Genomic DNA, 24,274 nt, shown 5'->3' with positions numbered 1-24,274 from the left:
CCTTTTGGCGATTGCGCCGGTGAAGACTCCTATAGGTATTGCAATAGGTGTGAGTGAATGCTATCAAGCGGTTCAGGGTCTATGTAACCGCCTTCAGTATCTAACTCAGTGCTACCAATAAATACCTAGATTTAACTGACACTTTAGGTGTTTATTGGATACTTAAAAGGTAGTTGCTCCAGTTATAATTTAACAAAATGTTGTAGATAAAAACAATTAACATAAGATATAGCAACCCTAAATGAGTTGTGCAAAAGCATCATTTTTTTTGAGTTAGGAGGATTGAAAGTCGAAATAATCTTTTTACTATTCCAAATGTTAAAGTGGGGACACGTAGGAAACAAAAGCTTATGGAACAAGGATTTTAGAGGAGCAACCTTGAAAAAATTAAAGCGATTTTAGAACTAACACCAGTGGAAAATGGGATTTTGCAGGCGAGAAAGCTTCAAATTCATATGTATCTTTTCTTGCATAATAAGGTTGAAAGGCTTACAGAGGATTGGTTTTAAGGTGTTTTGTCACGCCGTCAGCTACTATATATAACCTTTTTCTGGCGAGCATTTCGGACTGTGTATTTAGATAATGGAGACAGGAGTACCGACCGATGGCAACTAGCATCATGCAGCGGAATAATGTCAATATTGTGGGTCAGGGCGATCGCACAATCATCTTTGCCCACGGATTCGGCTCCGATCAGACAGCCTGGAGACACCAGGTAGCAACTTTTGCGTCTGATTTCCGAATCGTACTGTTCGACCATGTAGGCGCGGGTAAGTCAGATTTTGGAGCTTATAGTCCGCGCCGCTACACAAGTCTCTACAGCTATGCAGAAGATTTGCTGGATCTGTGTGCTGAGTTAAAGCTAACTAAGAGCATCCTGGTTGGTCACTCTGTTAGTGGAATGGTAAGCTTGCTGGCAGCATTGGTAGAGCCTGATTGCTTCAGCCAGCTGGTTTTTCTCGATGCCTCTCCCCGTTATCTCAATGATATGGGATATTACGGCGGCTTTGAGCAGTCTGATTTGGATGCGCTTTATGACTCCATGTCAACCAACTATTATGCTTGGGCGGCTGGGTTTGCTCCTATAGCAATGGCTACCCAGGATCAACCTGAGTTGGCGGCAGAATTTGCCAAGACCCTTGCGGCTGTCCGTCCGGACATCGCCCAAGCCGTCTCTCGCGTGATTTTCCAGTCTGACCATAGAACCGAGTTGCCTCGATTAACTGTACCAACGGTGATTCTCCAGGCGAGTGACGATATTGCTGTGCCAACCCAAGTCGGTCAGTATCTGGCAGATAAAATTCCTAAAGGTAAGCTAGTGAACATCAACGCCAAGGGACACTTACCGCATATCAGCGCCCCCGAAGTGGTAACGAATGCGATCGCTGATAGCATAGCTGCATAATACTTAGGTTGAGACTTGTAACGCTTTGACTTTTTTAGCTAAATATTGGTAGAGATGCGAATTTTCCCATCTCTACAATTCAAAATCCAAAATGGCATAAGCATTACTCGTTGCGATATGCCGCTAGATGCAGCACCTTTCCCCATGTTTCGCCGCTTAATTCTAAATCGTCTTTGGTCGCCGTTACTACTGCGTCCTGCTCCTGAGTGGCTACCGACATTTAGACCAGCCTTACTATGGCTAACGCTCTTTCTTGTCGGCTTAGGCGTGGGATCGGGATGGACACCCGGACAGCTTTTTGCCCCAGTGATCTTGACATTATGCACGCTGTCACCGCTAAAAAACTGGCGCGTTGCTCTATCGGTGGGGCTTATGACCCTAATCGTAGCGCTGCTGCGCGATCTAGGGCTGTTGCGTCAGTCAATAGAACTGGGTAGCGCGGCTGTATTCGGTACTAACTTTGGCTCTTTCCTGCGGGGCATTGAGTGGCGGTTGGCTTCTCAATCCCTGCTGGCTAAACTCACGGATGATCAGACAAATGCTACACCCGATAAACTGCTTGAGCAAGCCCTAGAGTTACTGCACTCCTTAACTCGTGCAGATGCAGCGATCGCGCTGCGCCAACTCGATGATGTCACGGCTGAAGCCTTGGTATGTATACCTCCAAAGGCTCTCCCCAATCAAGTTACAACTCCCAGCTTGTTTGCAGAGGCACTAGAGCAAAACTGTTGCCTCTACTATACAGACTACAAAGCAACCCCCGGCGCATCTCATGTCTTATTAGCCCAAGGCACTAAGTCATTAGCTATACTCCCACTCCAACCTGCCCTAACTTCGGATAAGACGGGAGCATTCCGGGGTGCTATCCTACTGATTTGGCATCGTCAAACTGACATTTCCTCAAATCTGCGCCAATTTATCGAGTCATTACTTGGCGAGTTAGGCACCCTGATCAAGTTCTGCGATACTACCTTAAACCTGGATAAGCTACAGGCACGCTTTGGTGCCATGCTAGAGACAATCCATCAAGGAGTAGTTTTTGTTGATGAGAGTGGCGAACAAGGCTGGGTCAATCAAGCAGCCGCCGAACAACTGGAACTTTCTCCCGGCGCTGTAGAACCACCAGCAATCGCGCAAGCAATGGCTATATTGCGTACCAGCGCTGATAATCAAGCGGAAATTATGGCACTGGCGGCCCAGTTTTTCTCCCAACCTCAAGCTGTAATTCGTAACTGGAATTGGGTTTTTAATAAACCGCAGCCCAAAGTTTTGAGCCTTTCTAGTACACCAACCAAGGTACGCGATGTACCCGGTCGTCTGTGGATATTAGATGATATTACTGAGCGTTATTTCGCACGGCAAGCTCTAATTGAACGCACCCTGGAATTATCCGAGGCGAATCAGGAATTAGAAAAAGCAAAAGCTGCTGCTGAGGAAGCAACTCGCATCAAGAGCCAATTTTTAGCCAATATGAGTCACGAAATCCGTACCCCAATGAATGCCATCATTGGTATGACGGGTTTGCTACTTGGTACAGAGTTAACCGAACAGCAGCGTGATTTCGCGGAAACAACCCAGAACAGTAGCGATGCGTTACTAACACTAATTAACGACATCCTCGACCTTTCTAAAATTGAGTCAGGGAAACTGGAGTTAGAAGAACATTCTTTTGTTCTTAGAAATTGTGTTGAAGAATCTCTTGATTTAGTAGCTTTTAAAGCAGCAGAAAAAGGTATTGAATTAGCCTATTTAATTCATCCGGAAGTCCCTATATCAATTGTCGGTGATGCGACTCGATTACGCCAAATATTAATAAATTTACTAAGTAATGCGGTCAAGTTCACACAGACAGGGGAAGTTGTTCTGTCAGTGGCCAGTCGTCCGTTGTTAATTGACTCGGAATTGTCAAGTTCTCTTGAACACGTATCAGGTTTTAACAACTTGACAACGTTAACGGACAACAAACAAAAATACGAAATTCAATTTGCTGTCACAGACACAGGAATTGGTATTCCCCCAGACAGAATCGACCGTCTTTTCCAGTCATTCAGTCAAGTGGATTCTTCCACAACTCGCCAGTATGGAGGAACAGGGTTAGGTTTAGCAATAGGTAAACAACTGTGCGAAATAATGGGCGGTCAGATGTGGGTCGAGAGTAAAGGCGCGATCGCTGGAAATCCCCCTAAAGATTTTACATTGACTGGGGGCTGGGGACTGGGGACTGGGGAGGAGGGGAAAGTGGGCGAGTTACCAATTCCCAATTCCCAATTCCCAATTCCCCACCATCCAAAATCGATTGGTTCTACTTTTTATTTCACCATAGTTGCTGCATCATATCCCCATTCCGCACTCATTGGTAGTAATAATTTACCACCTCGGTTGAATGGTAAAAAAGTGCTGATTGTAGATGATAATGCTACAAATCGGAAAATTTTGAGGCTACAAACACAATCTTGGGGAATGCTAACCAAAGAAGTTGAATCAGGCTTTCAAGCTTTGGAATTGCTAAAGTTCGGGGAAGCATTTGATATGGCAATTCTGGATATGCAGATGCCACAAATGGATGGTATGACTTTAGCGGCAGAAATTCGCCAGTTGCCTAATTACGAAAAATTACCCTTAATCGTATTGACCTCTATCAATAGATCAGAAATAATTAATCCTGTCTCTGGAACTGTAGATTTCGCAGCTTTCCTAACTAAGCCAGTAAAACAATCCCATCTCTATAATGTATTAGGCAATGTTTTAGCGCAACAGCCTATTCAAGTAAAGCCTTCTCGCTCTAACATCCCTCAGATAAATTCCCAACTAGGGGTAGAGTTTCCCCTAAGAATTCTATTGGCTGAAGATAATATAGTGAATCAAAAGGTAGCTTTACAATTACTAAAACAAATTGGCTATCAAGCAGATATAGCTAACAATGGATTGGAAGTATTGGAAGCTTTACGCCGCCAGTCTTATGACGTGGTGCTGATGGATGTGCAGATGCCAGAAATGGATGGCTTGAGTGCAACTCGCCGCATTGTGGAGGAATGGTGCAAGGATCGCCCTTACATTATTGCGATGACAGCCAATGCCATGCAAGGCGATCGCGAAGAGTGTCTGAATGCAGGTATGGACGACTATGTTAGCAAACCCATCCGGATAGAAGCACTGATTACAGCCATAAGCAAGTGTCAACCTAAAGAAGCTGGGGACTGGGGACAAGAGACTGGGGACAAGGGACTGGGGACAAGGGACTGGGGAGAGGCGGAGAGTAAGAATTCCCAATCCCCAATCCCCAATCCCCAATCCCCAATTCCCGAATCCCCCAATGCCATTGATGCCAAGGTAATGCAATCATTCCGCAAAATGATTGGTGAAAATTCCGGCTCGATTGTAGCTGAGATGATTGATTGCTACCTTGAAGATACGCCAAAACTAATCAGCGCGATCGCAACAGCACTCCAACAAGGAAATGCTACACAATTGCGACAGGCAACCCACACTCTCAAATCAAGCAGTGCAACACTAGGAGCAATAACCTTCTCCAATTTTTGCAAAGAGTTAGAAATAATCAGTCGTAGTGGTAATACTGAAAGTGGAATAGAAAAATTGCCTCAGTTGGAAACTGAATATCAAAGGGTCAAAGCGGCTTTGCAAATAGAACGCCAGCAGAATTAGTGATGAACAGCACTGAACAAAATAAAGATACTCCCCTGATCCTCGTCGTAGACGACGACAAATTCACGCGCATTCAACTTCGCAAAGCGATGGAACAAGCAGGGTATCAAGTAGCAGAGGCAGGTGACGGAGAAGAAGGGTTGTCCGCCTACACTCGCCTACGCCCAGATATTGTGCTGTTGGATGCCATGATGCCAGTTATGGATGGCTTTACCTGCTGTCATCTACTAAATACACTTTCCAAAGATAATTCGGCGGCGCGAGGCGAGAACACACCCGTACTAATGATCACTGCCCTTGACGATCAAGAATCAGTCGATCAAGCATTTGAAGCAGGTGCCATCGATTACATCACTAAGCCCATCCACTGGGCAGTTCTGCGCCAGCGTGTACGTCGTCTCCTGCAAGCTAGTCGCGCAGCAGCCGAATTACAACAGCAGACTGAACGCACGCGACTCAGCGAGGAGCGACTGAGATTAGCCCTGGAAGCCGCCCAAATGGGTAGTTGGGACTGGGACATCGAAAACGGCAAAGTTGTTTACTCTTCTAACACTGAGGCAAGCCTGGGGCTTGCTCCTGGCTCATTTGAAGCCACCTATGAAGGCTTTCTAGAGAGCGTTCATCCTGAAGACCGAAATTTAGTAACTCAAGCTGTGCAACGCGCCCTAGAGCAGGGTGCGGACTACGACATTGAATTCCGCGTTATTTGGACTGACGGTAGCCTTCATTGGGTGGCAACCAAAGGCCAAGTTTATTACAACCAAACCGGCTCCGTGCCAGTGCGGATGACCGGAATTGACATGGACATCACCGAACGCAAGCACTCAGAACAAAAAATTCGCGAACAAGCTGCCCTACTGGATATCGCCACAGACGCTATTATTGTGCAAAATCTAGAAAACCAAATCTTATTTTGGAGCAAAGGTGCTGAGTGTCTATACGGTTGGAATAAAGAGGAAGCAGTAGGAAAAAACACCAATGAGCTTTTGTACAAGCAAACGCCATCCCAACTTCAAGAATATAGCGAAATTTTGTTTGCCTACGGAGAGTGGTATGGTGAGTTGCATCAAGTTACGAAATCCGGTCAGGTAATTATTGTCGAAAGCCGCTGGACTTTAGTGCGAGATGACCAGGAGAAACCAAAAGCCGTTTTAATTGTTAACACTGACATCACAGAGAAAAAACAACTAGAAAGGCAGTTTCTCAGAGGCCAGCGCCTAGAGAGTTTAGGAACTCTTGCTAGTGGCATTGCCCACGATTTGAATAATGTGCTGGCACCTGTTTTGATGTCAGTTCAACTGCTGCAACTAAAACTCCAAGACGAACAAAGTAAACACCTACTTTCTATATTAGAAACGAATACTAAACGCGGCGCTGATTTGGTTAAGCAAGTGCTGTCATTTGCGAAAGGAATCGAAGGTGAGCGTACAACTATTCAAGTAGGGCATCTAATTCTTGAGCTGAAAAAAATTGTCCAAGAAACTTTTCCTAAATCAATCCAACTCTGTACTGATATCCAGACAAGAGAGCTTTGGACTATTTCTGGAGATGCCACGCAACTGCATCAAGTATTAATGAATCTTTGCGTCAATGCTCGTGATGCTATGCCAAATGGCGGGGTTCTAAAGATTTGTGCTGAAAATATTATTGTTGATGAAAATTATGCCCGAATGATCGCGGGTGCCAAAGTTGGTTCCCACATTGTTGTTACTGTTTCAGATACTGGAGTGGGAATGTCTTCTGACATTTTGGATAGAATTTTTGAGCCGTTTTTTACCACTAAAGAGCTTGGCAAAGGTACGGGGCTGGGCCTTTCAACTGTTCTTGGGATTGTCAAAAGTCATGGCGGTTTTATAAACGTATATAGCGAAGTTGGAAAAGGCACAGAGTTTAAGGTTTACTTGCCAGCCGTCCAGGCGAAGCAAGTGCAGCAAGTGGAAAAAGATGAATCTAAACTGCCTAATGGACAAGGAGAGTTGATTCTTGTTGTTGATGATGAAGCCTCAATTGCTGAGGTTACTAAAACATCCCTAGAAACATATGCTTATCGAGTCTTAACTGCTAGTGATGGAATTGAGGCAGTCTTAGTGTACGCGCAGCACAAAGAGGAAATTAGTGTTGTATTACTCGATATGATGATGCCTTCTATGGACGGGCCAACAACTATTCGCACTTTACAAAAAATCAACCCACAAGTTAAAGTTATTGCTGTCAGTGGGTTAGCGTCCAAGGAGAGAGTTACTGAAGTGGCTAACTTGGGGATTAAAAACTTTTTGTCAAAACCCTACACAACACAACAGTTGTTGCAATCTTTAAATGAGGTTATTAGCAGGTAATGTAAAACTCCTAATTCTCGCCTGGTTCTATCCTTTAAAAACACGTATGCCATACTTCCCATGCAAGATTTCATCGCAACATACGTGCCAAAAATAAAAAGTAATATTAATTATTCCTAATAATTTAGTTCCGTCTTCTAGCATTGCCGGAGTTCCCTGTCCTTGGATGGGTAGGACATCTACTATGCAAGAAATAGCGAACAGCAAACCACCAACTAGCAACAGAATATAGGGGGTCGATACGAGTCGGTGCCGGAAGAGAAAGCCATAAGCGATCGCGCCGACACCATAAACTAAGTACATCACTATTTTAGGTACACCAGCGGTTCCATTCAAAATTAAGGTAATCCGAAACAGATCGTCGGCTAGTAAAGCAAAAAGCCCAAGCGCAGAACACAGGATAAATAAATTTCCTTTGCGCTTGGGATGAATACTTTTTAGCAAGCTAAAACTGAATAAACAGGTTGTAGCTCCTATACACCATATAATTTCAGAAACACTGGTTAAGAAGCCGTAGTATGGCCGTTTTATAGAAAAGGGATCTGCAAATATAAATTCGATTGCTCGACCTTTTCCCCATAGTTTGGCGTAAATTGACAAAGCAAAAAACAATAATACAGTCAAACCATTAAATATGATAATAAAACGATCTGCTGCTATTTGCTTCTTACTTTCTTGCCAAAGTTTCTTAAATAGGATAATTTGCATCTCTATTTTAATCAATTTACCTATTTAAGATAGCCTACAGCTTATGCAACGTCTACAACTTATGTAGAAGCTGCGATGTATGGCATAACTTCTTGCCGCACATATTGAGACTGACGTTTGATTTTTTTGGAATAAACAACTCTTACTAAAGAAGTCCAGGCTATAGGTGAAAGTAAAGCTGGATATCCCATTTTCAAAGCTGCTCCGACTTTGCCCTGCTTTAAACTTACCAGGCTCCAATGTAGCTTAAGAAACGCTTGAATTTCTTTAAGTTTCGGTATGGATGAGCGATATTTTTCATTGACTAACGGGTAGATTCTTTCTTTGATTAAAATATTTGTTTCTAACCGTTTTTGCAGAGAAAACTTCTGATTGCATCCACCGGGCCATAATGTCCGGAAGGTGAGATACTGATTGACAAAGGCAGCATCACCGTACTGAGCAATTTTTACCCAGGAGTCGATGTCGTCGCAGTTTCCATCTAAGGTTGAATCCCAACCTCCTGATTGCCGAAACGCTTCTTTTTTGAAAGCAACTTGGACTGGTGTACCAAAAGGAACTACTTCCATGAGCATTCCGTAGTGGATGTCCTCTTGTGGCACGTAAAACACGTTGCCTGGGCCACTCGGTTTGGTGCGGGTGACTTCTTCGCCATTGACATCTACTTGAATAGCTTGGCAAGAGCAAATAACTGCGCCTGGACGTTGCGCGATCGCTCTGGTCATTTCCTCAATGCAGTTGGGTGCCAGATAGTCATCGTCATCCAACAGTTTGACCCAATCTCCTTTTGCCACCTCAACCCCAGTATTTACTGTGACCGAGTGACCGCTGTTAACTGGGTTGCGGTGATAAACAACGCGATCGCCCAGACTCTGAACGTATTCTTGGGTACCATCCGATGAACAATCATCCGCTACCACAACTTCACAAGGCAAGGTTTGGGCTAGTGCCGATTCAATTGCCCGCCGCAGGAACGGTAAACGGTTATAGGTAGTGATAACTATGCTGAATTTCATCATTAGAGAGCATCTCCTGGGTTGTTATCGAGTCACTTTATATTTCGCTAATAGAGCGATCGCATTTTTTGCTTACAACCGCAACTTATATCTCACATTTTGTCAATTCGTTATTTCCCTTTTTCATCCCTTAGACTGATGAATTTACTGATTTCTTATAGGTGTTTTTACCAGAATCAGCCTTTAGACAGACAATAAATTTTTAATTTCTCTGTGTAACTACTTATCTTAGACCACTTTTTTAAAGAATTTATCAAGTTGACTTAAAGATCAAGCAAAAATAGTAATTCCTTTTTTAAAGTTCGTGTGAAGATTAACGGCAAATATGAAGTATCGGAAAGCTGGCTAACGACAACTTTCCGATAAATTAAATTTTAGGATAGGGATAATACCACTAAATTAGCAATAAAGCATTGGTAATTTTACCAATGCTGCCCGCAGAGCATTTCGGGAATCGTGCTAACAAATTTTTACTTGCGTTCTGGATGCGCTGCTACTGGTGAAGGAGTTCCCAGACGGTTAATTACGGCAATCATCTGATACAAACGACCAAAATCCCGCTGATTAAAGTACAAAACCAAGCGAGGCAGTTTTTCAGTTCCATCCCCTGTCTCTTGGGGTAATACCTGACTTTTTTCAATTTGTCCCTTCACTAAGATGTCGCTGAAGTCTGCATTCAGCTGTTCAACATCTGTATCCGATAAATCAGCCTTGAGGCGGATGACAAACTTCTCTTCCACATAGCGACTGGAGTGATAAACCCGATAAAAGCTATTAATCGCCTCGCACGCCACATCTAAATTATCTGTAATCGTGTAGAGACTAGGATCGTTTGGACTCACCAAACCTGTTTTAACTAAATGTTCGCGAACATAAGCATCCCAAGCTTTCCAGTAGTCGCCACCGGGACGGTCAACTAAAACTACAGGAATGGGGCCAGACCTTCCGGTTTGGCAAAGCGTTAAACATTCCAGAGCTTCATCTTGGGTACCAAAGCCACCGGGAAAGAGTGCGATCGCATCGCTTTCTCTCAGAAAAAACAGCTTTCGCGTGAAAAAATACTTAAAAGGAATTAGCTTAGGGTCGCCCTCAATAAACGGATTTGCTCCCTGCTCAAAAGGCAGCTGAATATTCAACCCAAATGAATTTTCAGCACCAGCGCCTTCATTTCCCGCCTGCATGATGCCCCCACCAGCACCGGTCATCACCATGTAACCCAATCCAGTCACGCAACGAGCAAAATCAGCAGCCATGCGGTATTCTGGACTATCCGACGAAATCCGAGCCGAACCAAAAATCGTCACCTTGCGGACGTGTCGATAAGGATAAAATACTTGAAATGCTCGCTCCATATCCTGCATAGAAGCGCTCAATATTTTCCAGTCCAGGCGATCGATCTCCTCCCCAGCCAATCGCACCAGTAATGTCAGGGCGCGTTGTATCCATTTTCCATGTTTCAGGTTCGGCAGATTGTTAATTAGTTCAGCTACGTCTGCCTGAAGCGACTCAAGCGCATCGGAAGGAGGAGTTATGGTCATAAATTCTTGCTTCAAGGACGGCATTCTATTGTAGCTAGATTCGCGTCCCCAGAGCAGATATGGGTATTTTTCTATAGGAGTTAATACTAGGAATTCTCCGTTTGTGAACTATACACAATCGGAGAACCTAAAAAATAAAGCCCCATCTTTTCCAAAAAAAACGGGTTTTTTAGCTTTTGCATATCTTTAGTTATGAAAAACCATCAGCCAAGACATCCAGGCAGGATGAAGCAGCTGATGTCATAAGGGCATAATTTCCGAAAATACAGACAACTATATTCGCGGCTTATCAGTATTTTGCCCCTAGAGAGCGGTTATAGATACTTTTCCAAAGTATTAGCGAGAGTGGTTTTAGGAACCGCACCCACTACCATATCAACCCGTTGACCGCCTTTAAAAATCATTAAAGTAGGAATGCTGCGAATTCCATACTGGCTGGCGACGTTAGGATTCTCATCGGTGTTGAGTTTCACTACTTTTATTTGACCGTCGTATTGCTGAGCAATTTCATCGACGACAGGAGCCACCATCCGGCAGGGGCCGCACCAAGGGGCCCAAAAATCTACTAAAACGGGAACTTCACTGTCAAGTACTTCTTGCTTAAACGAGGCGTCTGTAACTTGTGCGGCTGCTGACATCCCTAGAAATCCTTGGCTTAAATTTTTCTTATTTCATAGGCAATTCTATCATAGTGAAAACCGACATTCTCTCCCTCAAACCGTATACATTTAGACATAAATTATTCCTGCCCTAAATAAGGAACCGCCCGAACAGTAGTCCGGGCGGAGTGTGGTGTGAGGAGTGAACGGAAACATGCGTCTCCGCTTTCTCTATTCTAGACGACGGCTTTAGTTTTTCCCGTACTCTGGCGTTGAGTCCGGAAAATTTTCTTGCCCAAAAACTAGGCTTTAAGTTTATTTACCCATGCCCAATTGCTGTGCTTTCTGATAAAGTTTGCCTTCAGTTAGCAAGGAGGGCGCGATCGCTACTTCCACTTGCTGCATTTGTTTGAGGTCTTTGGCTCCCAACGTCCCCATACTGGTTTTCAAAGCTCCCAGCAGGTTATGAGTGCCATCATCCAATGCAGCCGGGCCGCGAAGGATCTGTTCGCAAGTGCCTGTAGTGCTTACGCGAATGCGAGTACCACGAGGCAGAATAGGGCTTGGCGTTGCCATCCCCCAATGATACCCCCTTCCGGGTGCTTCTTTTGCTCTGGCAAACGGAGAACCAATCATCACCCCGTCAGCACCGCAAGCAATACACTTGCAGATGTCGCCGCCAGTGATTAAACCGCCATCGGCGATGACGGGGACATAATTGCCAGTTTCGTTGAAATAGTCATCGCGGGCAGCGGCACAGTCCGCAACTGCTGTTGCCTGTGGCACACCCACGCCCAAAACGCCGCGAGAGGTACAAGCCGCGCCGGGGCCAATTCCCACCAACACGCCAGCAGCCCCAGCCTTCATTAAGGAGAGAGCCACTTCGTAGGTAACGCAATTGCCCAAAATCACTGGCATGGGCATTTCTAAACAGAATTGTGCCAAATCCAAGGGGGTTATCGACTCTGGCGACAGGTAAGCGGTAGAAACCACAGTGGCTTGCACGAAGAACAAATCTGCACCAGCTTTCGCCACAACCTCGCCGTACTTAGTTGCCCCTGCTGGGGTAGAACTTACTGCGGCAATCCCACCTTGACTTTTTATTTCTTCTATGCGTCGCTCGATTAATTCTGGTTTAATCGGTTCGGCATAAAGTTCTTGCATCAGCGCAACAAACTCTTCTTTCCCGACTGAGCTAATGCGCTCTAATATCGGCTCTGGGTTTTCATATCGGGTTTGGATTCCCTCTAAGTTGAGGACACCCAAAGCCCCCAGTTGAGACAGCAGAACTGCCATGCGGACATCTACTACCCCATCCATCGCACTAGCGATAATTGGGATTTCTCGCTCAATACCCCCGATGCGCCAAGTCGTATCTGCCAAACTGGGGTCTAGGGTTCTATTCCCTGGTACTAGCGCAATTTCATCGATTCCATAAGCTCGACGAGCTGTTTTACCCCGCCCAATTTCAATATCCACGCTTCTTCCCGTTCCCAAGACTATTTAAGTTAGGGTATCAAATTCGATGGGTAATTTGTTCTGGGGGTAAGGTTAAGATTTCCGGTTAGGGTGGAGCGATCGCGTCGGATAGGGACTGACAAAGGATGGAAGAAAATTTGGGATGTGATCGCTTTATCGCTTCCTAACAGGCAAACTATCCAAGCCATATCCGAACAAATTGGCCTTCAGAATCAATAGAACTGCTGGATATAATCAGCGCTAAATTTGACTTAGCCGAAGCTTACTATCAACTTGCATTAACTTATCAACAAATGGGTGATGCTGACAAGAGTCAACAAATTTACAAGAGGCGATTCGACTTTTTAGGGAGGAAGCACCAAAGCAAATTGAGAAAGTGAAATAAGCAATGGAGAGTCATCAATAGGGGAGGGTGAAGTTATACTTAAAAATAAAGGAAGATGAACTAAAGATGATAAGTTCAATCATTGAATCAACTGAACATAAAATTAGTGATTTTGCCCACATTTCTCTAGACGGATGGATGCAAAGTCCACCTGATAATACAGAATGGGTGGATGGGCAATTAATAGAAAAAAAGGGCATAACGGCAAAGCATAGTCGAAGTCAAGCCAGACTAGCTGCTTACTGGATAAATTATAAGAATTCCATTAAGCAGGGTGGAGAAGTTTACACTGAAATATCTTGTCGCACAGTGGGACGGGGGCGTTGTCCTGATGTAGCCTACCTGACACCAGAACTTGTAGCACAATTTGGGGAAGACTTTACTGTATTACCTCAAAGCTTTCCACTAATTGCGGAAATAATCTCTCCTACTGATGATGCTGAAGAAGTATTTAGGAAGGTAAATGAATATCTACAATCTGGCTGTCAGGAAGTCTGGCTAATATTGCCTGAAAGTAAGTGGATTGTCGTAATTACTCAAGAGCAAAGATTTTTATTTACCACACGTGAAGTGGTTAGCACTCAAAAGGTTTTACAGGGTTTTAGCGTGGCGGTTGACGAATTACTGGCTTAAGGTAATGGAACGCGATAGCGAAGCGCTGACTTGTCAGTTCGCATCTCTCCACAAAAGCGCGATCGCATTCGCAAAAAAGCGCTTAGCACCGATTATTTTGTACAAAGTTCACATCATTAATGCGCCGCAGTATTTTATTATTCTTACCCAGTACCCGCATTTGGCAGCTGTGATTAGCGCCTGGTGATATTAGGACAAAAGCACCGTTAGTGGCTTCGTCGCGCAGAATCTTCCCGTTATCAAAGGTTATTTCGATAGCTGAGACTTCTGGCGAGAGTACCTTACCGTAAGTCAGGGCGTAAGTCTCACCTTTATTATTCGAGTAGTTGCTGCCTGCATACCATACCAGCTCCTCTGGCGGTAACTGTGGGAGATCCGTAAAGAATTCAGCGCTGCCATTACCAATCTGTTCCCAGCCACTTCCTTGACGCACAAGCACACTGTGACCAAATATCTGCGGCGGTGCTTGCTTGCGATCGCTGCTGGGGCAGATGGCGCTATAGAGTACCACTACACCCTGCGACCATTGGCGGGTACCCAGCACGCGAAAGTCCTGTGCTTGGGTTGTGGGAGAGGGACAGAGGTTGTTTTGGCGTATAACTTGTTCTGGGGTGGCTGCCACACGCTCAGAAGTACAACTAGAGGTGAAAAGCACCAGCAGCCCTATTAGGGGGAGGATTAACCGTCTCATTGTCGTGTGGCTGGATTCGCCAAGGTAAGAATTCCATTCAAACTTGGCTCAGCCGTTTGTGAGTGGCATCATCCCAAAGTAGAGTGCGTATGCCAGTACTTCTCAGATAAAAAGACCTAAACGCCTTCCCAATTACGGAAAAGAGACGCGATATATCGCGTCTCTACAGGAGAGGGATTGGAAGGAGGGTTTAACTGGTTTGCATACCGTCTTGGTTGTTATTTTGGCTTGGCTTTTCTACTGAGGAAATCATTGCGGTCAGGGCTTCTGGCGGAATACTGCCATTGTTGCTACGAACCAGACTACTAACTTGACCAATTAATGAGCCTAATTTGCCATCTTCTAGCAAGGTGTTAATTAAGGCTAAACCGCTGGTGGATAATAACATTTTGTTGATGTCACCTGCACCGTTGCCGTTACTGCCATTTGCGCCGGGGAAGGAGTAAATCCGGGCATCGCCGATAACTCCTGGTTGAGGTGCCAATGCCTTGACAATTTCTGGCAGTTTGTCTGCTAAATCGGGCCAAATTGTGGTGATAATCTTGGCAGTAAGGTTAGCGTCGCTAATCGTATTTTGGGCAGCAATTTGGGCTTGAATCCCTTCGGCTTCGGCTAAGGCTCTGTCGCGGTTAGCATCTGCTAGGGTGCGAATTGCTTCGGCTTCGAGTTCCGCTGCTTGCTGGGCAATTTCGGCTTGCCTTCTGCGTCGGAACGCATCAATTTCGACAACGTTGCGATCGCTAATACTCTTTTCTTGGGCTTCTCGTTCGGCGGCAATAATTGAAAGCTGTTTATCCCGTTCTGCTTTCTCAACTGCACTTGCCGTTGTCACAGATGATTCTGCCTTCGCTTTTTGTGCCTCGGCGACAAAGCTTTCGCGTTTTTTATTGGCGACTGCGACCGCTACCTCTTCTTGGGCAATTCTTGACAGTTTTTCGGACTCCGCTACCTGCACTTGTGCTTGCAATTTCGAGGATTCTACTGTCTGTAGACGAATAATTTCCGCCATTTCTGCTTCTTGTTTTTGCAGTGTTTGCGCCACCTTGAGTTGTTTATTGCGTTCCTCTAGGGAAATATCTGCCTCAATTTGGCTTTGTTGGACTGCCAGTTTTTTGTTAATTTCTTCCTCTTGAATGATGCGTTGGCGGGTTATTTCCGCAACTTCTGCTTCTTGTTTTTGCACTGCTTGCGCCACCTTGAGTTGTTTATTGCGTTCCTCTAGGGAAATATCTGCCTCAATTTGGCTTTGTTGCACCCCCAATTTTTTGCGGATTTCTTCTTCTTCAACGGATTTTAGCTGCAAAATTTTGGTACGCTGCACGGTTGCTGCTTCTCTGTCTTTCGATTCTTGGATTTCCCGCTGTTTTTGAGCTTTGAGTGCTTCTACTTGCAGTTGTTGCTCTTGTTTGGCGTTTTCTTTCTCTTGCTCAATTTGGAGCGATCGCTTTTGGGCATCCAGTTCTTTCTGCTCAATGGTAACTTGAGTCGTTAGTTCAACTTCTCGTTTTTGTTGAATCGAGCGTTGAATCGTTTCAGTCCGCAGTCGCACGCCTTGAGCATCGAAGAAATTATTCGTATCGTAGGTATCGCTTTCTTCAATTTCTGAAATGGCAATATTGTTCAGCGTCAAACCTACTTTCTTCAAATCTTGCTGAACTAAATTTAAAACAGCATCAGCAAACCCAATTTTGTCTGAATCAATCTCCGCTAAACTCTTATTTTTCGCGGCTGCCCGAATCGCATCATCTGCGCGTTTTTCCAGGGCATCCTTAATATCTTCTGGCGTAATTTTTCCAGCTCTAGATAGCCTAGCCGCCGCCGTTAAAACATCTTGTTCATCGGCATTGATACAGACATAGAACGTCACCCGCATATTTGCCCGGAGGTAATCTTGGGTACGAACAGCAAGCTTCCCGGTGCGCTCAACATCAATGGAAATTTCTCGCAAAGGTACGCGGGTAAGTTGGTGAAAGCCAGGTAAAACAACGCAACCACCATAGAGAATGACCGATTTACTTTTAATAAAAACTCCGCCAGTTCTCACAAAAGCTTCGTTGTTGGGTGTAACAACATAAACCCGCGTATACGCCCAAATACTTAACAGCAGTAAAAGAACCAAAGCGGCAATAATTCCAGGGAAGACAATGCCGCTACCTAGTTGGGCAACTGTAGGTTGTACTGGAAGTGGTTGGAGTGTTTGAGCGACTAGATTGGATTGCTCATTCAGGGGAATATTTTCCTCTGCTTGCAAATCGTTAGGTGCTAATTCAGAGACGTTAGCAATCGGTAGCGATTGGATGAAAGTAAGCCAAAATAGCATATTGTTGATTGGTAAAAAGGTGATTTACTGGATAAGGAGGCAGAGCATCTTTAACTTCATTACCAGTCGCACACTGGGAAGGAGAAATATCTTACTTGCGTGAATTTTCAAGCCAATTTTCTTGATCCAAACTATCTTTGGCGACGACTAAATAGTATTGTTCCCAACGTTCAATGACTAAAACTTTTTCGCCGCGTCGCGGGAGAACGTTTGCCCAATTAGGTAAAGTGGCGTTAATAGTAACGAGATTTCGCGCTGAATCAATTACATCTACTTGACCAATTTTGTTTCGGTGCTGGTGGGGAATAAAGGCAGAACTGACTGTACCAATGCAACCAATCAAGCGATCGCTACTGACATCTTCCCCAAAGGAAGCAAAAATTTTCCCCAACGGTCGAGCAACCAACCCTCCGAGAAATAAGCTAATTGCCATTGAACCTAATAACACAACTCCCCCTAATCCAAAAAAACGGTAGGGGATGCGACCTGTGAGGCTGCCAACCCAGACATTGAGCATCCAGCCGATGACACCCCAGAGGCTAAAGTCAGTTCCTAACAATAGAATTAGGGGTGCTTTGCCAATGCCTAACCATCCCAGGATTTCCAAGGAGTTGAAGCCACCATCTGTGTCGGTGTCTACGTCGATAACATCTACGTCTGTATCTATGTCTGCATCTATGTCGGCATCTACGTCGGAGTCTCCCCCACCAGAAACAATCACCAATAGAAATAAAAGGACTCCCATCCCTAGGAAGATCCAGTAGGGTAAGTTAGCTGGGTTGAACAGCATAAATACTTAGTATTGTTGAATGAGTTGCGCTGGCACTTAGATAGCTACAAGACTTATGCACAAAATCCATAAACGAGAAGTTAGTTCTTGAGCTTCATTAACCAACTGAGCTGTTGACTACACTTTTATAATCCCTTCAGATGTATCGGCTATTCGGCTCACTGTTTGACTCAGTTGTTGGCTCACTGGTTTTTCTATGCTCCACCTGCGTCACTCGTCACAATTAGATTCTTCCTTTTGGCTGTTGTATTCTTACTAACTTAGGTAAAACAATTCCCAGCCTAGCCGCAATGTCAGGGAAAACCGGAAAAATTAAATCTTTTTTAATGTCCTCTATCCAAAGAAGGAATTAAAAGTTGTTAGAGAGAAATTTTATCTTCAGCACCCTTATAAAGATAGAACTAAGTAAAAATAAACTTATTTAATTAGGTAGATGTGTGCAGGAGAAGCTTGCCATAGCTTGAAAAAATTATCTTCATCAGGAACGCCATGTTTGCATCTACTACTCGAAAAATCCCAGCCGGGAGAGATTCCCAGCTCGCCATGCCTATGAGGGAGCGCGACTTGGAAGCACTTACAGAAATATTTGATGACTTGGACACAGAACAGGCAGAAAATCTTGATGAAGCGATCGCTACTCCCTCTACCCCAACTCCCCTGCAACCTTGGGAGGAAATCGGGTGGGTGTTGTTCGAGCAAGCCCAGGACTATGAATGGCAATTTGCTTGACGGCAATCATTGCGGCTGGCTCGTTCTATAGCTTCATCACAGCTTAAAATTGAATATATATAAGCAATTTTTTTAAGCTTTGATTCAATCTGAGACGCTCGAACTACTAGAATGGCCCCGCCTGTGCCAGCATCTGTCAACCTTTGCGGCAACTAAGCTGGGGGCTTTCGCTGCAACCCATCTGCAAATCCCCACTGCTCAGTCTGAAAGTCTGCACCTCGCCGCCCAAACTCAGGAAGTCTACCAGCTGGAAAATCGCTTGAGGGCTGGTTTGACATTTGATGGAATTAGTGACATAGGCGATTCTTTGGAAAGGGCGGAACTTCAGGGACTTTTGGCTGGGGAAGAGTTGCTGGCGATCGCAACAACTCTGGCGGGAGTGAGGCGACTGCGGCGCATTATCGACGATCAAGAAGATGTGCCAGTATTAAGTGAGCTAGTCGCTGACATCCGCACCTATCCAGAACTAGAGCAGGAAATTAACCGCTGTATTGATGAGCGAGGAGACGTAGCAGATAGGGCGAGTGCCAAACTGGGTGGCATTCGCATCCAGATGCGGCAATTGCGCGATCGCATTTATCAGACATTGCAGGGAATTTTGCAGCGTCAAAGCAATGCAGTACAGGAACCAACTATAAAACAGCGGGGCGATCGCTTTGTGATTTCTGTCAAAGCACCCCAAAAAGATGCCATTCCCGGTATTGTCCACGACACCTCTAGCAGCGGTGCAACGCTGTTTATTGAACCAAATGCGATCGTGCAGTTGGGAAATCAATTGCGGCAGGTACGACGGCAAGAACAAGCTGAAGAAGAAGCCATTCGCCAAGCTTTAACTCAACAAGTGGCAGCAGTTAAGCCAGATTTAGAACAGTTGTTGGCAGTGGCAACCACTTTAGATTTGGCAACAGCTAGAGCCAGATACAGTTATTGGTTAGAAGCAAATCCAGCCAAATTTATCGAACGTGATGCAGGCGAACCCATCACCCTGCGCCAGTTGCGTCATCCTCTGTTGGTGTGGCAGCAGCGACACGAACAAGGTAGCGCAGTTGTACCTGTGGATTTACTGATTCATCCGCAAATTCGGGTAGTAACTATTACGGGGCCTAATACTGGCGGTAAAACTGTCACCTTGAAAACCCTGGGATTAGCAGCACTGATGGCGAAGGTGGGGTTATTTGTGCCAGCAAGAGAGCCAGTAGAATTGCCCTGGTTTGACCTGGTTTTGGCTGATATTGGGGATGAACAGTCACTTGAGCAAAGTTTATCTACCTTTTCCGGTCATATTCGCCGCATTAGTCGGATTTTAAAAGCGATAAGTAATACAGGAACTGAGGAAGAACAAGAATTAGCTGTTCCCAATCCCCAATCCCCAATCCCCAATCCCCAATCCCTAATTTTGCTGGATGAAGTCGGTGCGGGTACAGATCCGGCGGAAGGAAGCGCATTAGCGATCGCTCTTTTAAAATATCTGGCAAATACTGCCCAACTGACTATCGCCACCACCCACTTTGGCGAACTCAAAGCGCTGAAATATGAAGACGAACGCTTTGAAAATGCCTCCGTAGAGTTTGACGATCGTACCCTCAGCCCTACATACCGGCTATTATGGGGAATTCCCGGACGTTCTAACGCCCTGACAATTGCCCGACGTTTGGGACTAAATCCGGAAATTGTCGAAGATGCTCAAAGTTTGGTGGGTGGTGCATCCGAAGACATCAACCAGGTGATTGCTGGACTCGAAGCACAACGCCGCAGCCAAGAAACCAAGGCGCAAGAAGCTCAAGAGTTGTTGCAACAAGCAGAACGTTTTTATCAAGAAGTTTCGCGAAAAGCAACAAATTTGCAAGAACGGGAGCGAGATTTGAAGCTTTCGCAAGAAAGAGCGGTAGCGGAAGCTCTAAATCAAGCCAAGGGAGAAATTGCCCAAGTAATTCGGCGTTTACAGCAAGGAAATGCTACCGCTCAAGATGCCCAAGGTGCAACCAATGCCTTAAATCAAATTGCCGAACGTTATATCCCACCATCGCCGCCACCCAAACAAAAACCAGGGTTTAATCCCAAAAGTGGCGATCGCGTCCGCATTCCTCGCTTAAATCAAACCGCCGAAGTGCTGACTAATCCAGACGAAGATGGAGAATTCACTGTCCGCTTCGGGTTAATGAAAATGACCGTGAAGCTAGAAGATATTGAATCTCTGGATGGTCAAAAACCGGAACAGCTAGTCAAGAACAAGGAACAGAAACAAAGTCAAGCCAAAAACCAAAATCCAAAATCTGATTCCCAAACCCAAACCCCCAGCCCGAAGCCAGTAATTCGCACTTCCCAAAATACTATCGATATTCGGGGTAGTCGAGTAGCTGATGCAGAAGTAGTTATAGAGAAAGCGATCGCTAAAGCAATGGAGTCTGGCTGCCTGTGGATAATACACGGCAAAGGAACCGGAAAATTACGAGAAGGAGTCCACGAATTCTTGAAACAGCACCCGCAAATCGAGAGTTTTTCTTTAGCCGGCACATCAGAGGGCGGCACAGGTGTCACAATTGCGTATATTAAATAGCGTTAGGAGCTAATGGAAGGATGGCTATAACAATTAGCCATTAGCTCTTGGCCAAGACTTGTGAAACTTCTCCAAATCGTGAGAGTCTGGTTTCAAGACTGGTAACGGTGAAGTTACAGCTAGTCTCGTCACCTACTCTAAAGATATGACCTCCATCGTGAAGACACCTGCATCAACCCCGCAGTGGGATGATTTGCCCCTTCCCCAACAGCCGAATGAAATTCAGTTGGACAACATCAAAGCTCAACTGGATTTAGTTTTATTGGCTTTGGAAGCATTGGCGAACATAGGTTCCGAGGCGATACTTCAGGCAGCAGCCGAACTGAATTTAGAGTCAATAGTGGCAGATCGGGTAGCTTTGTGGCGACTGCGACAATCTAACCCAATGCGGAAGAGCCAGGGAGGCCGGAAAAAGCTAGATGTAGAGGAAGCGCGATCGCTTGTTTTGATCATCTGCCATCTTGCCAAACAACACCAAGAGCTAGTCCGTCGCGCTGTTGCCCTACTCGAACAGCTAACCGAGCAAAACCGCGAACCACATCAAGCATCGTTATTAGGAGACTATCTCGATGCCTTTAGTAACACATATCAAGAACGCATGGACGAAGGAGAAAACGTATCAACTGACTCCTTAACCCACTTGGCTTTAAAACTTCTGATTGATTTACTGTTTTACAGTAGCCCTAACGGTCATCGCCGCCTCTGGTTAGCACTTTTGGATCGCGCCCGCTAACAATTAGCAATCCTTGAATTAGCAAAATGGTTTTGAGACGCTATACTCCCCCCACCTGTACGCTGGAAATAAAGGCGAAAAACTCGCCCCTGTCCCGCTGGGCAGGACAACCAGTGCTGAAGCATCTACGATTTGAGCTGAGCTTTGACGATCCGCGCCAGCCAGAAGATAAACGAGTGACAATTCAGGGCGATCGCGCTGATCTGGAAGCCTTGTATGAAGGCGTTACCAGCTATGTGCAGAACTTCCTCCAGCAGTCCTCTTTCGAGCCTCCGGCGACGAAGATTCAGACAGCCACAGCCCAAGAAGAACCAGCATCAGCCGTCCCAGTTACAACACTGCAAAACCCAGATGTTGTCCCCATAGGGTCGTACCCTCGCACCTTAACCCCCTATTTGCAACCGAGAGGTTTACTTTCCCACGACCTATTTTTAGGGCAGATGGCAACAGAAGAAACAGGGCCAGTCGTTACCCTGAGCGTGTTGCAATTATTCGACTTAGCGACAGCCTTAGATGAATACGCGACTGAACTTGTCGCTTTGCCCAGCCTCAAGCGCCATAAATTGCTTTCTAACCCGCCCGCTTGGACTCGGACGGCCGCAATTTTTCTGCTAGGAGTGGGTTTGACAGCAGTTATGGTAAAACTGCTGGAATCACAGAATGCGGTCGTGCAAACTGCATCCACACCTCAAGCTACACCCACAACCACCGCTCAACTGCCAAACACAGCTCAGTCGCCGCTAGTAACGCCAACACCGTTCCAAGGAGGAGCGCCAACGCCGCCGCCGTTGATTTCTGCGTCGCCCACGCCTTCCTTATCTCCCTCTCCAGGTGCGTTATCTTCTTCTCCCATAGTCGTTTCGCCGTCGCCTCTGACTGCACCTACCCCTCTGACTGCGCTTCCCCCTCCCCCTAGAAACATTAGCCCCCCCTCTTTTAGTACACTTCCTCAAGCTCGAACCTCAGCCCCCGCACCACCCCAAGAGCCACTTTTCCCACCCGCAGCCCCTGGCAATCTCCAACAGCTGCCAGTCCTGAAAGCACCTCCTGAGCCAGTAGTAAAACCGACTCTTAGTCCTGATAGGTTTCAGCCTATCCCCAGTCAAAGTGGGGTGAGTGCGCCGATAGTGCCGTCGCAGACTGCCAATTCTGGGGGTGGAAGCGCTTCAGGGTCGCCAAGTAGCGCCAGCGTTCCGGTTACGCCTCCCCCACTTCCGGATCTTCCTTTACTTAATCCCGGTTCGGCATCTAGCAACGATGCTTCTGCTCAGGTGGCTACTCGCAGTGTTGCACCACCTGCGGGAAGGCGCGAGGTGGCATCAAATAATAGGTCGGCTACCAATGATGGCAGGTTATTTGACACTATTCCCCAGGTAGCGCAAATCAGAGAATACCTTCAGCAGCGCTGGAAGCCACCCGCAGATTTGAAACAAACTCTGCAATACTATCTGCAACTGAATCCGGATGGCTCAATTGAGCGCATTCGACCTTTAGGAGAAGCTTCAGTTAGGTATATTGACAACACGGGAATGCCTGCGCCAGGGAAACCTTTTGTTTCTGCTATTGAAAGCGATCGCAATGCCCAAATCCGTGTCGTTCTTAGTCCTGATGGCAAAGTGGAAACGTTTTTGGAGCCTTAAAACGTATCTTTTGTGAGATTTGGAATTTTTTTTGATCGTACCTTTTAACAAACTATAAATTTGTAGGTACATTTCTAAGAAATGTAGGGAACAATAAATCTATCAACAGGTAGATTTATTGTTCATGAACGAAAAGCACCTCGAACCTTATCTCAAGATTATTCAAGCGCTACTTAATTGCGATCGCGGCAAAGAAAGAGAGATTTTGCAGGTTAATTCAGGGCTAATCGATGCTGGGTTAATTAAGACGATGGCAGGAGTAGCCGCAATGCTTTTAGAACGGGGCGATACAGAAGCCGCCGAGTGGTTGCAAAACGTTGCAGCCCCGTTAGTCGGTGAAATGGTCAACTTTTCACCAGTAGCTTCTCAAGCGTATCTGAATTTTTTAACCCAACTTTTGCAGGCAACCTCAGATAGCAATGGCGACCCCTATGTAGTGTATCCGCTGCTACAAGGCAATCTGGAAAAATTGGATCGGAAATTTGCCCGAATCTTGCAGCAGTGGGCAATGGCAACTTTGCTGCAAGTAAAGTCAAAAGAAGCACCATTGTTGGCTGCCACCCTAGGTACTTTGAGTAACCTGATGGCGCAGTTCCCCTTGGGGGACAGAGAAAGCAACTTGGAAATTGCGATCGCTCTTTACGAGATAGTTGTTAAAATTTTTACTCGCGATCATCCCCTAGAGTGGGCGACGACGCAAAACAATCTCGGCAATGCCTACCGCAACAGGAATGAGGGCGATGGCACTCTTAATTTAGAAAAAGCGATCGCTGCTTACAAAGCGGCGTTAGAAGTTTATACCCGCGATGCCTTTCCAGAAGATTGGGCGATGGTGCAAAATAATCTCGGCAATGCCTACCGCGATCGGATTCAGGGCGACAAAGCCCAAAATTTAACAATAGCGATCGCTGCCTACAAAGACGCATTACAAGTTTACACCCGCGAAGCCTTTCCCGAAAAATCGGCAACGATCCAAAATAATATGGCAGTTGCCTGCGAACATATTATAGAAGACCACCGAGAAAAGAATCTGGAAAATGGGTAGTTGAGAG

At 45.7% G+C, this 24,274-nt stretch carries 17 protein-coding genes; 9 read left to right on the top strand and 8 right to left on the bottom strand.

Features of this window, described 5'->3' with window-relative positions; genetic code table 11:
* Positions 1–604 precede the first annotated feature (604 nt).
* From H6F66_RS18090 to H6F66_RS18080, 3 genes are read left to right on the top strand one after another with little or no spacing between them, the layout of a single operon-like run.
* A complete protein-coding gene (locus H6F66_RS18090; RefSeq protein WP_190423841.1) occupies positions 605–1,405 on the top strand; it encodes an alpha/beta hydrolase in 801 nt (266 codons plus the stop codon).
* 54 nt (positions 1,406–1,459) lie between these two features.
* Positions 1,460–5,068 (top strand): response regulator, encoded by a 3,609-nt coding sequence (locus H6F66_RS18085; RefSeq protein ID WP_199294822.1) that lies wholly within the window; start codon positions 1,460–1,462, stop codon positions 5,066–5,068.
* A 2-nt stretch (positions 5,069–5,070) separates the two neighbouring features.
* The gene (locus tag H6F66_RS18080; protein ID WP_190423839.1) at positions 5,071–7,404 is read left to right on the top strand and encodes a response regulator; all 2,334 of its coding nucleotides are present in this window, start codon (positions 5,071–5,073) and stop codon (positions 7,402–7,404) included.
* Between the two features lie 27 nt (positions 7,405–7,431).
* Here H6F66_RS18080 and H6F66_RS18075 read toward each other — a convergent pair whose 3' ends face one another.
* From H6F66_RS18075 to H6F66_RS18055, 5 genes are all read right to left on the bottom strand, one after another.
* Positions 7,432–7,848 carry a hypothetical protein gene (locus H6F66_RS18075; protein WP_190423837.1) on the bottom strand — a complete coding sequence of 139 codons (417 nt, stop codon included), beginning with the start codon at positions 7,846–7,848 and terminating at the stop codon, positions 7,432–7,434.
* Positions 7,849–8,171: 323 nt separating this feature from the next.
* A complete protein-coding gene (locus H6F66_RS18070; RefSeq protein ID WP_242018992.1) occupies positions 8,172–9,131 on the bottom strand; it encodes a glycosyltransferase family 2 protein in 960 nt (319 codons plus the stop codon).
* A gap of 467 nt (positions 9,132–9,598) precedes the next feature.
* Positions 9,599–10,666: an LOG family protein gene (locus H6F66_RS18065; protein ID WP_190423835.1), complete on the bottom strand. Its 1,068-nt coding sequence runs from the start codon at positions 10,664–10,666 to the stop codon at positions 9,599–9,601.
* A 314-nt stretch (positions 10,667–10,980) separates the two neighbouring features.
* Positions 10,981–11,304 carry a thioredoxin gene (gene trxA, locus H6F66_RS18060; RefSeq protein WP_190423833.1) on the bottom strand — a complete coding sequence of 108 codons (324 nt, stop codon included), beginning with the start codon at positions 11,302–11,304 and terminating at the stop codon, positions 10,981–10,983.
* Positions 11,305–11,580: 276 nt separating this feature from the next.
* On the bottom strand, positions 11,581–12,744 hold the full coding sequence (locus H6F66_RS18055; protein WP_190423831.1) for a GuaB3 family IMP dehydrogenase-related protein: 1,164 nt from the start codon (positions 12,742–12,744) through the stop codon (positions 11,581–11,583).
* Between the two features lie 451 nt (positions 12,745–13,195).
* Between H6F66_RS18055 and H6F66_RS18050 the strand changes: the two genes are divergently transcribed.
* On the top strand, positions 13,196–13,762 hold the full coding sequence (locus tag H6F66_RS18050; protein ID WP_190423829.1) for a Uma2 family endonuclease: 567 nt from the start codon (positions 13,196–13,198) through the stop codon (positions 13,760–13,762).
* An 82-nt stretch (positions 13,763–13,844) separates the two neighbouring features.
* Here the strand turns inward: H6F66_RS18050 and H6F66_RS18045 are convergent, their stop codons facing one another.
* From H6F66_RS18045 to H6F66_RS18035, 3 genes are all read right to left on the bottom strand, one after another.
* The gene (locus H6F66_RS18045) at positions 13,845–14,453 is read right to left on the bottom strand and encodes a hypothetical protein (protein ID WP_190423827.1); all 609 of its coding nucleotides are present in this window, start codon (positions 14,451–14,453) and stop codon (positions 13,845–13,847) included.
* A 190-nt stretch (positions 14,454–14,643) separates the two neighbouring features.
* Positions 14,644–16,773 carry a flotillin domain-containing protein gene (locus H6F66_RS18040; RefSeq protein ID WP_190423825.1) on the bottom strand — a complete coding sequence of 710 codons (2,130 nt, stop codon included), beginning with the start codon at positions 16,771–16,773 and terminating at the stop codon, positions 14,644–14,646.
* Between the two features lie 91 nt (positions 16,774–16,864).
* A complete protein-coding gene (locus tag H6F66_RS18035; protein WP_190423823.1) occupies positions 16,865–17,563 on the bottom strand; it encodes an OB-fold-containig protein in 699 nt (232 codons plus the stop codon).
* A 489-nt stretch (positions 17,564–18,052) separates the two neighbouring features.
* On the opposite strand from H6F66_RS18035, the gene H6F66_RS18030 reads away from it, so the two are divergent.
* The 5 genes from H6F66_RS18030 (at position 18,053) to H6F66_RS28490 (ending at position 24,267) form a co-directional block, all read left to right on the top strand.
* Entirely contained in the window at positions 18,053–18,292 is a 240-nt protein-coding gene (locus H6F66_RS18030) for a hypothetical protein (protein WP_190423821.1), read from the top strand.
* A gap of 79 nt (positions 18,293–18,371) precedes the next feature.
* Positions 18,372–20,849 carry an endonuclease MutS2 gene (locus tag H6F66_RS18025; protein ID WP_190423820.1) on the top strand — a complete coding sequence of 826 codons (2,478 nt, stop codon included), beginning with the start codon at positions 18,372–18,374 and terminating at the stop codon, positions 20,847–20,849.
* Positions 20,850–20,994: 145 nt separating this feature from the next.
* Complete coding sequence (locus H6F66_RS18020; protein WP_190423818.1) at positions 20,995–21,582, top strand: DUF3038 domain-containing protein; 588 nt, start codon at positions 20,995–20,997, stop codon at positions 21,580–21,582.
* Positions 21,583–21,608: 26 nt separating this feature from the next.
* A complete protein-coding gene (locus H6F66_RS18015) occupies positions 21,609–23,222 on the top strand; it encodes a DUF4335 domain-containing protein (RefSeq protein WP_190423816.1) in 1,614 nt (537 codons plus the stop codon).
* Between the two features lie 124 nt (positions 23,223–23,346).
* Positions 23,347–24,267 carry a tetratricopeptide repeat-containing protein gene (locus H6F66_RS28490; RefSeq protein ID WP_190423815.1) on the top strand — a complete coding sequence of 307 codons (921 nt, stop codon included), beginning with the start codon at positions 23,347–23,349 and terminating at the stop codon, positions 24,265–24,267.
* Positions 24,268–24,274: the final 7 nt, after the last annotated feature.

This window comes from Trichocoleus sp. FACHB-6, assembly GCF_014695815.1.
GTDB classification, from domain to species: domain Bacteria; phylum Cyanobacteriota; class Cyanobacteriia; order Cyanobacteriales; family FACHB-T130; genus Funiculus; species Funiculus sociatus.
This window is presented reverse-complemented; position numbering and strand designations above follow the sequence as displayed.

What these genes read in the sequence shown, in the direction of transcription:
- H6F66_RS18050 (WP_190423829.1), top strand. Translation starts at nt 13,196, where the DNA reads ATGATAAGTTCAATCATTGAATCAACTGAACATAAAATTAGTGATTTT.
- H6F66_RS28490 (WP_190423815.1), top strand. Translation starts at nt 23,347, where the DNA reads ATGAACGAAAAGCACCTCGAACCTTATCTCAAGATTATTCAAGCGCTA.
- H6F66_RS18065 (WP_190423835.1), bottom strand. Translation starts at nt 10,666, where the DNA reads ATGACCATAACTCCTCCTTCCGATGCGCTTGAGTCGCTTCAGGCAGAC.
- H6F66_RS18070 (WP_242018992.1), bottom strand. Translation starts at nt 9,131, where the DNA reads ATGATGAAATTCAGCATAGTTATCACTACCTATAACCGTTTACCGTTC.
- H6F66_RS18080 (WP_190423839.1), top strand. Translation starts at nt 5,071, where the DNA reads ATGAACAGCACTGAACAAAATAAAGATACTCCCCTGATCCTCGTCGTA.
- H6F66_RS18020 (WP_190423818.1), top strand. Translation starts at nt 20,995, where the DNA reads ATGACCTCCATCGTGAAGACACCTGCATCAACCCCGCAGTGGGATGAT.
- H6F66_RS18035 (WP_190423823.1), bottom strand. Translation starts at nt 17,563, where the DNA reads ATGCTGTTCAACCCAGCTAACTTACCCTACTGGATCTTCCTAGGGATG.
- H6F66_RS18015 (WP_190423816.1), top strand. Translation starts at nt 21,609, where the DNA reads ATGGTTTTGAGACGCTATACTCCCCCCACCTGTACGCTGGAAATAAAG.
- H6F66_RS18045 (WP_190423827.1), bottom strand. Translation starts at nt 14,453, where the DNA reads ATGAGACGGTTAATCCTCCCCCTAATAGGGCTGCTGGTGCTTTTCACC.
- H6F66_RS18090 (WP_190423841.1), top strand. Translation starts at nt 605, where the DNA reads ATGGCAACTAGCATCATGCAGCGGAATAATGTCAATATTGTGGGTCAG.
- H6F66_RS18030 (WP_190423821.1), top strand. Translation starts at nt 18,053, where the DNA reads ATGTTTGCATCTACTACTCGAAAAATCCCAGCCGGGAGAGATTCCCAG.
- H6F66_RS18085 (WP_199294822.1), top strand. Translation starts at nt 1,460, where the DNA reads ATGCGAATTTTCCCATCTCTACAATTCAAAATCCAAAATGGCATAAGC.
- H6F66_RS18040 (WP_190423825.1), bottom strand. Translation starts at nt 16,773, where the DNA reads ATGCTATTTTGGCTTACTTTCATCCAATCGCTACCGATTGCTAACGTC.
- trxA (WP_190423833.1), bottom strand. Translation starts at nt 11,304, where the DNA reads ATGTCAGCAGCCGCACAAGTTACAGACGCCTCGTTTAAGCAAGAAGTA.